This window comes from Pontibacter oryzae (genome assembly GCF_003576375.1).
In the GTDB taxonomy this organism is placed as follows: Bacteria; Bacteroidota; Bacteroidia; order Cytophagales; family Hymenobacteraceae; genus Pontibacter; species Pontibacter oryzae.
Genome location: NZ_QWGE01000003.1, coordinates 461,715 through 475,334, shown reverse-complemented (window position 1 = coordinate 475,334; position 13,620 = coordinate 461,715). Strand labels below are relative to the sequence as shown.

The following is a 13,620-nucleotide window of genomic DNA, read 5'->3' as shown; positions in this document are numbered from 1 at the left end:
ACAGGCTATAGCCTTTGCGTTTTAACATCGGTGCACACTATCAATAGAGATGCAAATTTATACTTTTAACATAGGTATTTTAAGTATAAATATTCCAATGATAGTGTTTTGGCCTAATCCATTAGGTAATTGTATATAACTTTTAATATATCAATAGATGGATAAACATTAACATATGCTTTAGCTAAGTGTTTATGTGGTGTTATGGTTTCTGGGGACTTAAAATAGAGGTCAAATCTAAAATGCCAGAATATACTTATACCTAGGTAGAGCAAGCGCATAAACCAAAGTGTTTAAGCGATTTGTGAGAATAAAAGATTAATTATCTTATTTTGTGACGATATTTGTAAATAATATACTACTAGTAAATTCCTGTTTTTATTCTAGGCACTTAGCTATGACACAAAATTACAGCCTTTATTTTATTCGACGGTTTCTGCTATCATTCTTTATACTTCTGTCTTTAGCCTTCGGGGTCAGCGCACAAACACCTACGCCTGCGATAGCTACCTTCGATGGGCCTTGGGCAAAAAATGCAGAGGCTGGCATTACAGCAACGAACCTAAGTGCTGATGGTGCAGAACTCAGCCCAAGCACTTTTGGCGGGTCAGCGCAGTTTAAAGCTACTGGCTCTACAGTTGAGTTGGCTTTTAAAAAGCTTACAGTAGAAGCTCGTTTAAGATTTACTCTGAAAGCTACCTCCGCCAGGTCTAGCTATTCTACTGCTATGGTTGTAGAATCATCTTCGTCAGCGAGTGACGATGACTTTATAACGCTGGGTACTATTACAGACCAAAGCAAAAACGAGGAAACCCGGCACACCTATACTTTGCCATCGGGTACGCAACGCGTACGTTTCGCGATGACGCAAAGGAATGATGCAAACCTCCTGCTGGATGCCGTTAAAATTGCCGTAGCTCCCGAAATCTATTCATTTTCTCCAGGAGAAGGTAGCTTCGATACATCGGTAACTATAAAAGGCAGTGGCTTTACTGGAGCAACAGATGTATATTTTGGCGGAGTGGTAGGTACTATCGTTTCTAACACGGGCACAGAGCTAGTAGCAAAGGTTCCGGCAGGCGCTCCAACAGGAAAAATAGCAATCGCCACGCCAGAGGGCACCGCTGAAAGCGCTAATGAATTTACGATGGCGCCACCAGTTGTTACCACTAAATTCACACCAAACCTTGGTGCCGCAGGAACACAGGTTACCATCAACGGCCAATATTTTGCAGGGGCTACCAACGTTAGCTTTAATGGTGTGTCTGCTACCATTGTCAGTGGCTCTGTTACGGATACACAATTAAAGGCTATAGTGCCTTTAGGTGCTACCACAGGTAAAATTTCTGTTACTACTCCCGCCGGAACAGGCACAAGCGTGGCAAACTTTACAGTTTCGGCCCCAAAATTGAACACCCCAGCTTTTAACCCAACAGCCGCACCGGTTAATGCAAGTATAACCCTGTCGGGTACTGGCTTGTCGAGCGTTACTAAAGTGACTTTTCTGGGTGCCGATGGCGATAATACGGATGATGTAGATGTTGCCGTGGCGGCCCCTGGCGCCAGCGATACGCAACTAAGCATAAGTGTGCCGGCAAGCGCCAAAACCGGCAAAATAAAGGTTACGAGCGCAAATGGCACCGCTACAAGCACCAATGCGTTCACAGTAATACCCGCACCGGAGTTTGTGGCCTTCTCGCCTGAGGCTGGCCTAGCCACATTGGGTGCAGCTACCGGTACAAACGTGAGCATTACCGGCCGCAACCTGGAAGGTATAACCACAGTTACCTTTGCCAATAATGTTACAGTGGATGTGACAGGAGTGGCTCTTACCGATAATGGCGACGGTACTAAAACCTTCGAAGTGACAGTGCCGGAAGGAGCTGTAACAGGCACCGTCAGTGTGACCACACCAGGCGGAACCGCTACAAGCGCAGAGGCCTTTGTAGTATACCAAACCCCGGTTATTGCCAGTTTTACCGAAACGGCGCGCCCCGGCGATATAATCACACTAACCGGAACTAGCTTTACAGGAGTAACCAATGTAACCTTCTTAGGCGCTTCCGGCGATGGCGGGGCCGATGACCTGACAGTAACTGCCGCATCAGTAACCGATACAGAGATTACAGTGGTTGTGCCTATCGGGGCGGTAACCGGTGAGCTTTCACTGACAAACGATGCCGGCACCGGCACAACCAGTGCCCTTACGCCAAGTGAGTTTGTGGTTGATGCCACACCAAAAATAATCAGTTTCGACCCTACATTTCAGAAAGAGACAGGCATCATAACTATAACAGGCCAAAATTTGGGCGGGCTGACAGACGTGACATTCTTTGATGGAGTAACGGCAGATGTTTCTGGTGTTACCCTAAATGCAAACCCTAATGGCACGCAAAGCTTCGAGATAGCCGTGCCAACCGGGGCAACCACTGGCGCTTTCAGCGTAACTACCCCTGCAGGCACAGTTACAAGCCCGGAAGACCTGACAGTAGTATACCAGCCTGATAACATTACTCTTGCAGTAACAGAAGGCCGTGTTGGCGATAGCTTTACAATAACAGGCATAAACTTCACGGGCGCTACCAGCGTGAAGGTAGGCGGAGTAGAGGTTGACTTTATCTTTGTTAGCGATACAGAGATAACAGCTTCGCTGGTTTCCGGTGCGCTAACGGGTGTTGTGTCAGTTGAGAATGCGGCAGGCATAGGCTCGAGCACAGAAGACTTTACCGTGCTTACCACACCGCTGATAACTGGCTTCACTCCTGCTTCCGGAACGATTGGCACCACGGTAACCATAACCGGAAAGTTACTTAGCCAGATCGATGCCGTAACCTTTGGAGCAAGCGCAGCAATTGCTCCGGTATCTGCTTCTGAGTCGGAGGTGGTGGTAAACGTGCCGGCAGATGCTACTACAGGAACCATCACGGTATCCGGTGCCAATGGTAGCGATACAAGCGCAGACGAGTTCACGGTTATACTTGCTCCCGAAATCACAGACTTTACCCCGCTCAGCGGCGCTGTGGGTACGGAGGTTACTATCAACGGCGCAAACTTCACCGTTATCACGGCAGTGCAGTTTAACGGTATCGATGCCACTTCTTTCACAGTGGCCCCAGACGGGAACAGCATTACGGCCATTGTGCCAGCAGATGCAGCTATTGGTAAAGTAACAGTTACAAACGCAGCCGGCACGGCCACCAGCACCGACGACTTTGAAGTGCCTGCGCCGATAATAACTGCCCTGGATAAAACGGAAGGCTATGTAGGCGATGCCGTAACGATCACTGGCCAATTCCTGACAGGTGCGAGCAGCGTTGCCTTTAACGGAAATGCAGCCACCAGCTTTATCGTAGACAGCGATACACAGATTACGGCTTACCCTCCGGCAAATGCCGGAGAAGGCGTGGTAGAGGTAACAACCGCAAGCGGCACGGCGAGCAGCAATCCATTTACCTTTAAAGTGCTGTCGCCGGAGATCGCGGATTTCTATGTGGGTAACCAAGTCGATAATATCAAAGAAGGTTATTATAATACAGAGGTTACTATAGTAGGCCAATACTTTAGCGGCGCAACCGAAGTGAGGTTTGGCACTATAACAGCTTCATTTACGCCAGTTCCGGGAGAGGAAGATACCAAAATCCTGGCCTATGTGCCTAAAGCCATACTTAACCAGAACATCAATACCATATCAGTAACCACACCAAGCGGCACCGGGCAAAGCATCGAAACCTTTAAAACGCTGGCTCCTGAGGTTACAGCTATAAGTATAAATGAAGGGCGTGTTGGGGATGCTGTTACTATCACAGGGCGTTATTTCCAGGATGTAGAGAAAATAGAGTTTATAGGAGCAGAAGCAATTGATGTTAGCACAATCACGCCAGCCGACGCCGGCACTGATGGTGACGGCATTCCGTTGAAGTCCTTTACGGTAAACGTGCCTACCGGTGCAGTAACCGGCAGCATTGTGGTAACCTCGCTGAGTGGCGCAGGTGAGAGCGAGGTATTTACCGTGCTTGCTCCGAAGCCACTTACACTGGACCCTACAGAGGGGCGTGTGAATATTACGACTGTAACTATTGGCGGAAAGTATTTTAACAGCGCTACCAGCCTTGTTTTCCTGGGTGATACAGGCAATAACTCGGATGATGTGATTGTAAGCGGTGGGGATTTTACTGTAGTAAATGATACCACAATAACGGTTGTGGTGCCTGCAGGAGCCAAAACCGGCCCAATTGCCGTAACAACCCCGAGCGGTACCGGAAACAGCCCAACATTTACAGTGCTTAAACCGGTCATAGCTTCGCTGACCCCGAACCAAGGGCAGGTAGGCATTACAGAAATTATAGTTGCCGGCCAGTATTTCCAGGATGCCTTTAAGCTGACAGTAAATGGCAAAGTACTTAACGATTCTGAATTTACGTTTGACAATGACGAGCAAATCAGATTTACAGTGCCTATAGGCGCATCCTCTGGAACTGGCAGTGTTACCGTTGAGACTCCAAGCGGTGTTAGTAATAGTGTAACGTTTACAGTGCTGCGCCCAGTTATCACATCCATTACGCCAACGGCAGGAAGCAAGGTAGGCGAGCAGGTTACAGTTACCGGCAGGTACTTCGATGACATTACAAACATCCGGTTTGCCGGTTCAGTGAACGTGCTATTAACAGGCATAACGCTTACAGATGCAGGGACTGACGTTAATGGCATTCCGTTGAAGTCGTTTACTGTAAATGTGCCAAATAATGCCCGAACAGGAGCTGTAACCGTAACTACGCCAAGCGGCACAAGCGCGGGTTATACTTACAAGGTTATACCGGAGATCACGAGCTTTACCGCTACAGAAGGGCCATTTGGAACTACTATTACTATTACCGGTGTGGCAATTACAGGTACACAATCTGTGCAGTTTAACGGTGTGCCGGCATCCTTTAGCAACGTTAATTACAACACGGTAACGGCGGTTGTGCCATCCGGCTCCAGAACGGGCAAAATAACCCTGACTACAGCTGGTGGCACCGCAACCAGCACCAATGACTTTGTAGTTACCAGCCCGATCATCGATAGCTTGAATCCGACAGAAGGTAAAATCGGTTCTACATTTGTTATCTCTGGCGTTAACCTAAGAGATGTAGGAAAGGTAGAGTTCGGAAACGGATTCTCGACATCGCAGTTTGAGGAATCTGAAGATGGCTTGGAACTGACTGTTGTAGTGCCAAAAGGTGCAGGTACAGGTAAAGTTAAGGTATACACGTTAGAGGGGCCGCCTGCCACTAGCAGCCAGACCTTCACAGTGATTGTTCCGGTTATTACAGTTAGCAGATCCTCGTTAGCGCAATTCGAGGCAACTGTAGGCGAAGAGTCTAGTGTGCAGACGTATACTGTGAGCGCAACCAACCTAGAAAGTGATATCACAATTGCAGCACCTGCAAGAGGTAATTTCATGATCTCGCTCAGCGAAAGCAGTGGCTATATTTCGTCAGGTAACCTTGTCATTCCGAACCCGAATGGAGACGGCACCTTGGCTCCTACCACAATTTATGTAAAGTATAAACCGCTGGATGAGGATTACCATACAGGTAGCATTGTGCACACAGCCACAAATGCCTCCGCAAGGGTAGTGTCTGTAACAGGTAACTCCACCAATACACCGCTTCCGGTTGAGCTGGCCTCATTTAAGGCAACGTTGCAGGGTGGGAACACCGTGTTAACATGGGTTACTGCCTCCGAAGAGAATAACTCTCATTTTGATATAGAAATGTCGATGGACGGCATAGCCGGTTTTAACAAAGTTGGAGAGGTAGCCAGCAAGCAAACCAACAGCAGCGTCCGCACAACCTATGAGTTTACGCACGCACTGGGCCAGGAGAGCGGTACGCGCTACTATCGTCTGAAGCAAGTTGACCTGGATGGCACATCGGCTTACAGCAAAGTGGTTTCTGTAACATATCAGGCACCAAAGTTAGTAACGCAGCTGCTTGTAGCTCCAAACCCAATCAATTACAACTCAAAAGTATATGTAACTTCCGAGGTAGCAGGCGAAGCGGCGCTGAACCTGCACAGCATCTCCGGTAGAAAAGTATACACCAAAGAGATAGCGCTGCTGCCAGGCAAAAACGAAGTGCAACTGCCGGTGTACGACAAGCTAACCAAAGGCATGTATGTGCTGACGGTAACTATAAACGGACAAGTATACCAGGTAAAGGTGCTTAAGCAGTAACCTTAGGGCACTCTATACTTTTAAGGCCCGGCGCTTCTGCGCCGGGCCTTAAAAGTATAGCCAAGAAGTGGTGCAAATATAGAAGCGGGTAAATCTGGCGGCGGCATGAGCCCCGTATATAAACTTCTGAAACATTGGTTTATTCCGGCGCATACTTTAATTTTGAACGCTTACTAAACCTAACCCCAACCGATGCAAAAAGATACAGCGATATTTGACCTGATTGCGAAAGAAAAAGCACGCCAGACACATGGTATTGAACTGATTGCCTCTGAGAACTTTGTTTCGGAGCAGGTAATGCAAGCTATGGGCAGCGTTATGACAAACAAGTATGCCGAAGGCCTGCCAGGCAAGCGCTACTATGGCGGCTGCGAAATAGTAGACCAATCAGAGCAGCTGGCCATTGACCGTGCAAAGGAGCTGTTTGGAGTAGAATGGGTAAACGTACAGCCGCACTCTGGTGCGCAGGCAAACTCTGCTGTAATGCTGGCCGTGCTAAACCCCGGCGATAAAATCCTGGGTTTCGATCTTTCGCATGGCGGGCACTTAACGCACGGTTCACCGGTTAACTTTTCGGGTAAACTTTACAGCCCTACGTTTTATGGCGTGGAGCAGGAAACCGGCCTGATCGATTTTGACAAAGTAGTAGAAGCGGCTCGGCGCGAAAAGCCAAAGCTTATCATTTGCGGTGCGTCTGCCTATAGCCGTGACTGGGATTATAAAAAGCTGCGCCAAGCTGCCGATGAGGTGGGTGCCCTGTTGCTAGCTGATATCTCTCACCCTTCTGGCCTTATTGCGCGTGGCCTGCTGAATAACCCTTTTGAGCATTGCCATATCGTAACGACCACAACGCACAAAACACTGCGCGGCCCACGAGGCGGTATGATTATGATGGGTAAAGACTTCGAGAACCCATTCGGCCTTAAAACTCCAAAAGGCGAAACTCGTATGATGTCTTCTGTGCTGGATGGTGCCGTATTCCCAGGAACGCAGGGCGGTCCATTGGAGCACGTAATCGCAGCAAAAGCTGTAGCATACTTCGAAGCACTTTCAGATGACTACCTTGGCTATGTGAAGCAGGTGCAGCAAAACGCACAGGCTATGGCGAAGTCCTTCTTAGAGCGTGGCTATAACATCATCTCCGGAGGTACAGACAACCACATGATGTTAATTGACCTGCGATCAAAAGGAATTACAGGAAAGCTGGCTGAGAATACACTGGTTAAAGCCGATATTACAATTAATAAAAACATGGTGCCGTTCGATGATAAGTCACCGTTCGTTACATCAGGGATGCGTGTGGGTACTGCTGCAATCACTACCCGTGGCCTCAAAGAGCAGGACATGGATCGCATTGTAGGGTACATAGATGACGTGCTGACAAACAATGACAACGATAGCAAAATCAGCGCAGTGCGCAACGACATTAACAACTGGATGCAGGAGTATCCACTTTTTGCTTACTAAGAATAACTAGATAATAGGAGGAACTGCTTTTGATGGACCAGCAATATATTGAGGAGGATCAGCACCAGGAAATGTCTTTTGTGGACCACCTGGAGGAGTTGAGATGGCATATTATCAGGGCGCTGGCCTCAATCTTTGTTTTTGCCACCATCGCGTTTCTGGCGAAAAACTTTGTTTTCCATGATATCATACTTGCCCCCTCCCGCACAGATTTTCTGAGCTACAGGGTAATGTGTGAGCTGGGGCAAAAACTCGGCACGGATGCGCTGTGCTTCTCGGAGATGGGCTTTACCATCCAGAGCCGCCAGATGAGCGGGCAGTTCGCCATGCACCTGTTGGTGTCGGCCATACTTGGTCTGGCTTGTGCTTTCCCATACGCGTTTTGGGAGATATGGCGTTTCGTGAAACCGGGTTTATACCCACAAGAGCGTAAAAACTCGCAGGGAGCCGTATTCTTCGTCGGGATTCTGTTTGTACTAGGGCTGCTGTTTGGTTATTATGTGGTATCGCCGATCTCGATTAACTTCCTGGCAGGCTACCAAGTAGACCCAACCATTATCAACGAGTTTGATTTGTCCTCTTACATCTCTACCCTAACTACACTTTGCCTCTCCTGCGCCTTTATGTTTGAGATGCCGGTAATCGTGTTCTTCCTGACAAAGGCAGGGCTGATAACGGCAGAAACCATGAAGCTGTACAGGCGCCATGCCCTGATTGTTATACTTGTGGTAGGTGCCATTATCACGCCTCCGGATGTGGTAAGTCAGATACTGATTTCCATGCCGCTAATGCTGCTTTACGAAGCAAGTATACGGATTTCAAACTCTATCCGTAAAAAGGACCTGAAGCGATTAAACGAAAATAACACACAGTAATAGCAACAATGGCACATAACATAGCAATTGGTGGAGACCATGCCGGTTTTACGTATAAAAGTATGCTAAAAGAGGTGTTGGCAGAACAAGGCTACCAGATTGAGGACTTCGGGCCGCAGTCTGATGCCTCTGTTGACTACCCAGACCATGTGCACCCGCTGGCAAAGGCTGTGGCAAAAAAGGAAGCCGAGTTCGGTATCCTGATTTGCGGAAGCGGCAACGGCGTGGCCATAACGGCCAACAAGTACCCACAAATCCGTGCAGCCCTGTGCTGGGAGGTAGAAGTGGCAAAGCTTGCCCGCGAGCATAATGATGCTAATATACTCTGCATCCCGGCGCGTTTCGTGTCTGAGGAAGTGGCCAAGGAGATGGTCAGGGTTTTCCTGAGCACTGAATTTGAGGGAGGCCGTCACCAAAACCGTGTAAACAAAATCAACGACTGCTAGGCATCACATCCTACCAATCTAAACAACAAGAGCCGCTCCCATACAGGGGCGGCTCTTATTGTCTAATGCACTTTTTTGAGTCCCAAAGTCTCACAACAGCTTTTATAAATTTCGTTTGGCGATACTATTCGCTGGCGCGAATCTCCAGATTCGTGCCTTAGTATAAATGTTGAGTCTCCGACTCAACTGGCCAGAAAGGCCAAAAATAACATGTTAAGCACTTAAAGGATGTTATAGTTGGCTATGCTAACAAAAAAAATAGCCTCCAAGTTCATCCTATTCAAGCACAAACACATCAGGGTTATTGGTTGGCTTATACTTTCCGAAAACATCGGGGAGCTTATACTTTAGCTCAGGCAATAGCCCGGCCTTATCGATCAGGTATTTCGGCATCTCCCGTTTAAAGTTCTCGTACACCTCAAACACCGCCTGGTATTCATGTAGCTTTCCGAAGTGGCGCTGGGCAAGCGGCCAGTTAATGTATGGCGTTACGGGTTTGTTTTGCATGTAATAACTGATGTCGTTGCCTAGCACGAGCACGGAGCTGTTCTGCATTGGTACCTGCGCCTGCTCCGGCAAGAGCAGCGGCGACTCATCCAGCAGCAGGAACCGGTTTATACCCAGCGCTAGCCTGTAGCGCAGCACCAGCACGCCGGCAAGCATCACCAGGAACACCACGTTCAGCAGCCAGGCTTTGCGGCCAGAGGTGAAGAAAAACTGCCCGAAGTAGGCAATGGGCGGCAGCACGATCACGAAGGTGGCCACGGAGATTTCATCGCGGGTGAAAATAACCAGTAGGCTGGCCACTAACCATACCCACATCAGTTGCTGAAACTTAACCTGGAACACCAGGCGCTGTGGCAGCGAGGCCGTGCTTAGCAGCGACAGCAAAAGTATGATAGCCGGGATTGCCATGAGTTTGGCCACATCGGCGGGAGGCCGTAGGAAGGCAACCTGCAGTTGCCACGGGCGCAGGAGGTGCAGCTCCAGAAACTCCTGGCTGGTGTTGGTGTAGAGATAGTATGTCAGCAGTACGGCATACGGAAAGGCAAAGCCGCACAGCATCAGCATAAAACTACGAAACGTGTTAGAGGCAAAGAATATCACTGCAAAAATGCCAACCAGCAGGAAAACGGCCAGCGGCAGGTAGCTCATGGCAGCCAAGCCGAGCATAAACCCGCCCACAAACAAACGGCTGTTGTCGTACCCCTCCCGCGAGAGCGTGATGATGTATGGCAGTGAAAGTATGAGAAACGTGTTGCCAATGAGCAGTGGCGTAAGCATGTTAAACTCAAACGAGAGGCTGCCTAGCAATAGGTATAGCAGCGCCGGCAGGTAATTGTTGCTGGCGTATACTTTGTGGCGATTCAGAATGTTATTCAGCACGAGCGCCTGCAGCAAAACCAAAGCCATGGATGTAAGCCGGTAAGCCAGGAACGACCGCCCGGCCAGTAAATCCAGTATCCAAAAAACGAGCGCGGAAATAGGAGCCGTGTTATCGTAAATGTCGCGGTACATTTGGTGCCCGTCGGCGAGCCGCTCCCCTACCAGCATGTGCAGCAGCTCAGGGGCCGTGCCCGGGATTCCGAGCAGCACGAGCGGCAATTGTATCCCCAAAAACAGCAGAATCAGCAAAATAAGGCGGGAAGGCAGTATGCTACGGAAGTAACTAATCAAGGAAAGACGGAGTTAGAAGTAACTACATAAAAACAAAAAAACGCCAACGAAAGGTATACAGCACCTATACGGAGCACCTCAAACCCAAATCAGGGCTGTCAGCCGTTACCGCAACAAGTGCCTTTGCCTCAGCAGCGTTCACCTAAAACGCCAAACTTGAAATGAGTGAGGCGCTTTTGGGGTAAAAATGCGAAATTAATATGATATTTGCATCTTCATATGGAAAGTAAAAGACAACAGAAATTTTCGCGCCTGATTCAGAAAGAGCTGGCGGATATCTTTCAGCGTGAGGTGCCTCACCTGTTTGGCAGCGCTTATATATCCGTAAGCGTGGTGCGCGTATCCCCAGACCTGGGCGTAGCCAAAGTATACCTGAGCGTAATGATGGCTCAGAACAACGAGAGCTTATTGCAGGAGGTCCGTGTTAATGCCAAAACCATCCGCCATCAGCTGGCGCAGCGCATTAAAAAGCAGGTGCGCATTATCCCGGAGCTTATTTTTTACCTGGATGATACTGCCGAGTACGCCTCAAAAATAGATAAATTGTTTGATAACCTGGAAATCCCGCCCGCCAGCGAGGACGACGAGGATGACGAAACATACCCTAACAAGTAGCCCTAGCCGCACATCACCCTTATGCAGTACGACCCTATAAAGCGGGTGCTTGGCAACGCTTTTAACAAAACGCCTTTCCTGCGCCGCGTGTTTTACAACATGCTGGACCTGCTCTTGCTGCGTGCCTGGCACGTGCACAAAGAGCTGAACGAGTGGGCTGCCAACCGCCGAGGCGAGCAACAGCATATCCTGGATGCAGGTTCTGGTTTTGGCCAGTATACTTACTTCCTCTCTGGTATGAGCAGCAAGTGGAACATACTTGCCGTAGATGTAAAAGAAGAGCAGGTATCAGACTGCAACTGCTTTATGCGTGCCATTGGCCGCCACAATGTGCTGTTTAAGATTGCAGACCTTGTAAAGTTTCGGGAGCCGGAAAATTATGACCTCATACTTTCGGTGGATGTGATGGAGCATATCCTGGAGGATGTGGAGGTGTTCAGGAATTTCCACGCGTCGTTACGCTCAGGAGGCATGTTGCTAATTTCTACCCCGTCTGACCAGGGCGGCTCGGATGTGCACGGCGATGATGAAACCTCATTTATTGAGGAGCACGTACGCGATGGCTATAATATCAAGGAGATTGAGGATAAGCTTAAGTTGGCCGGTTTCAGTAAAGTGCAGGCGCGCTACTCCTATGGCAAGCCGGGTCAGGTTTCCTGGCGCCTGTCTATGAAGTATCCGCTGTTGATGCTGAATGTATCTAAAATTTTCTTTGTGCTGCTGCCGTTCTATTACCTGCTTACCTTTCCGTTTAGCCTTTTCTTGAACAAGAAAGATGTAAACGGCAATCACGCATCAGGCACCGGCCTGATTGTAAAAGCCTGGAAATAGTAAATTGTTGGATTGTTAATTGTTAAAATGTTAGCTCAAGATGTGTAAAAGTGAACGTTTTTCTATCAAACAATCAACAACAAACAATTAGCAATTAAAGAATGAACGTACCTTTTCTGATAGCGAAGCGATATTTCTTCTCCAGAAAGAAGAGGAACATCATTAGTATCATCTCTAACATTGCCATGATCGGGGTGGCGGTGGGCTCGGCGGCGCTTATTATTGTGCTGTCGGTGTTTAACGGCCTCGAGGATCTGATCCGGGAAATATACTCCAGCTTTGACCCTGACCTGAAAATTACCGCTGCCGAAGGAAAATCCTTCGAGACAGACACCGAGTTTATGAACCGTATCAGGCGCACCCCAGGCGTGGCTGTGGTATCGGAGGTGATAGAAGATAACGCCCTGCTGCGCTACAACGACCGCCAGATGGGGGTGAAGATGAAAGGCGTGAGCGAGAACTTTTTTGCCCAAAACGAGGTTGGCTCGTCAGTGGTGGAAGGCAGCAGCGATCTTTACAATAATAACGCCTATAGGGCGCTAGTAGGCCGTGGGGTGCAATACCAACTCTCCATCCACCCGAGCAACCAGTTTGTACCGCTGCAGTTTCTATACCCGCGCAACGTCAAGTTCAACCCTCTAAACCCGGAAGGTTCCTTTAATAACATAAATATACTTCCTGGCGGCATCTTTGCCATAGAGCGCCAGTATGATGATGCCTACGTATTTGTGCCACTTAACTTTGCCGAAGAACTGCTGGAGTATGGCAGCAGGCGCACCTCCCTGGAGCTAAAGGTTGAAGATAGCTTTAAGGTTGAGCAGGTAAAACGGGAACTACAGCAACTGCTAGGAGATGATTTCAAAATATTAAACTCCGATGAGCAACATACCAGCCTTTTGCGCGCCGTAAAAGTAGAGAAGCTCTTTGTCTTCATCACGTTTGCATTTATACTTGGCATCGCCTCGCTCAATATCTTCTTCTCCCTGTCTATGCTCGTTATCGATAAGAAGAAGGACATTGCCATACTTGCCTCCATGGGTGCCACAGCTAAAACCATCCGTAATATTTTTTTGCTGGAAGGCGCGCTGGTAGCCTGTATTGGTGCTGCGTATGGCCTTACACTGGGCATGTTTATTTGCAACCTTCAACAAACGTTTGGGCTAGTAAGTATGGGTATGGCTACCTCGGTGGTAGAGGCATACCCGGTAAAAATGGAAATCCAGGACTTTGTATTGACGGGCCTTGCCATTGTCATCATCACCCTTCTGGTATCTATCAGGCCGGCAAACAAAGCGGCTGCCCTTTCGGTTACAGAGAACATATAAGTATACTCTTCCTCTCCTGAGACAGTACAATTGCATGGCTGCAAAAACAATCACTCTCCGTGCTTGTTGCTCAAAAGTATTTGGTAAGTCCTATTAATGTACCTGCTAAAAGGCTTGTTTTTTATAGGAATTCAGCCCGTTTAAGCCTAAATTTGAAGTCCTAAAAA

At 48.5% G+C, this 13,620-nt stretch carries 8 protein-coding genes; 7 read left to right on the top strand and 1 reads right to left on the bottom strand.

Annotation, left to right across the window (positions count from 1 at the left end; all coding sequences use genetic code 11):
- Window positions 1-397: 397 nt before the first annotated feature.
- The 4 genes from D1627_RS10815 (at window position 398) to rpiB (ending at window position 9,005) form a co-directional block, all read left to right on the top strand.
- Window positions 398-6,217 (top strand): IPT/TIG domain-containing protein, encoded by a 5,820-nt coding sequence (locus D1627_RS10815; protein ID WP_119432250.1) that lies wholly within the window; start codon window positions 398-400, stop codon window positions 6,215-6,217.
- Between the two features lie 192 nt (window positions 6,218-6,409).
- Entirely contained in the window at window positions 6,410-7,684 is a 1,275-nt protein-coding gene (glyA, locus tag D1627_RS10810; RefSeq protein WP_119432249.1) for a serine hydroxymethyltransferase, read from the top strand.
- A 32-nt stretch (window positions 7,685-7,716) separates the two neighbouring features.
- On the top strand, window positions 7,717-8,559 hold the full coding sequence (gene tatC / locus D1627_RS10805; protein WP_119432248.1) for a twin-arginine translocase subunit TatC: 843 nt from the start codon (window positions 7,717-7,719) through the stop codon (window positions 8,557-8,559).
- Between the two features lie 8 nt (window positions 8,560-8,567).
- Entirely contained in the window at window positions 8,568-9,005 is a 438-nt protein-coding gene (gene rpiB, locus D1627_RS10800; RefSeq protein ID WP_119432247.1) for a ribose 5-phosphate isomerase B, read from the top strand.
- A 276-nt stretch (window positions 9,006-9,281) separates the two neighbouring features.
- Here rpiB and D1627_RS10795 read toward each other — a convergent pair whose 3' ends face one another.
- On the bottom strand, window positions 9,282-10,682 hold the full coding sequence (locus D1627_RS10795) for a hypothetical protein (RefSeq protein WP_119432246.1): 1,401 nt from the start codon (window positions 10,680-10,682) through the stop codon (window positions 9,282-9,284).
- A gap of 219 nt (window positions 10,683-10,901) precedes the next feature.
- Between D1627_RS10795 and rbfA the strand changes: the two genes are divergently transcribed.
- From rbfA to D1627_RS10780, 3 genes are all read left to right on the top strand, one after another.
- Window positions 10,902-11,297: a 30S ribosome-binding factor RbfA gene (gene rbfA, locus D1627_RS10790; RefSeq protein ID WP_119432245.1), complete on the top strand. Its 396-nt coding sequence runs from the start codon at window positions 10,902-10,904 to the stop codon at window positions 11,295-11,297.
- Window positions 11,298-11,318: 21 nt separating this feature from the next.
- Window positions 11,319-12,128: a class I SAM-dependent methyltransferase gene (locus D1627_RS10785; RefSeq protein WP_119432244.1), complete on the top strand. Its 810-nt coding sequence runs from the start codon at window positions 11,319-11,321 to the stop codon at window positions 12,126-12,128.
- Window positions 12,129-12,229: 101 nt separating this feature from the next.
- On the top strand, window positions 12,230-13,453 hold the full coding sequence (locus tag D1627_RS10780) for an ABC transporter permease (RefSeq protein ID WP_119432243.1): 1,224 nt from the start codon (window positions 12,230-12,232) through the stop codon (window positions 13,451-13,453).
- Window positions 13,454-13,620 lie beyond the last annotated feature (167 nt).

Bases quoted from the DNA above. Each gene is read 5' to 3' on its own strand.
- rpiB (WP_119432247.1), top strand. From the start codon at position 8,568: ATGGCACATAACATAGCAATTGGTGGAGACCATGCCGGTTTTACGTAT.
- tatC (WP_119432248.1), top strand. From the start codon at position 7,717: ATGGACCAGCAATATATTGAGGAGGATCAGCACCAGGAAATGTCTTTT.
- D1627_RS10785 (WP_119432244.1), top strand. From the start codon at position 11,319: ATGCAGTACGACCCTATAAAGCGGGTGCTTGGCAACGCTTTTAACAAA.
- rbfA (WP_119432245.1), top strand. From the start codon at position 10,902: ATGGAAAGTAAAAGACAACAGAAATTTTCGCGCCTGATTCAGAAAGAG.
- D1627_RS10815 (WP_119432250.1), top strand. From the start codon at position 398: ATGACACAAAATTACAGCCTTTATTTTATTCGACGGTTTCTGCTATCA.
- D1627_RS10780 (WP_119432243.1), top strand. From the start codon at position 12,230: ATGAACGTACCTTTTCTGATAGCGAAGCGATATTTCTTCTCCAGAAAG.
- glyA (WP_119432249.1), top strand. From the start codon at position 6,410: ATGCAAAAAGATACAGCGATATTTGACCTGATTGCGAAAGAAAAAGCA.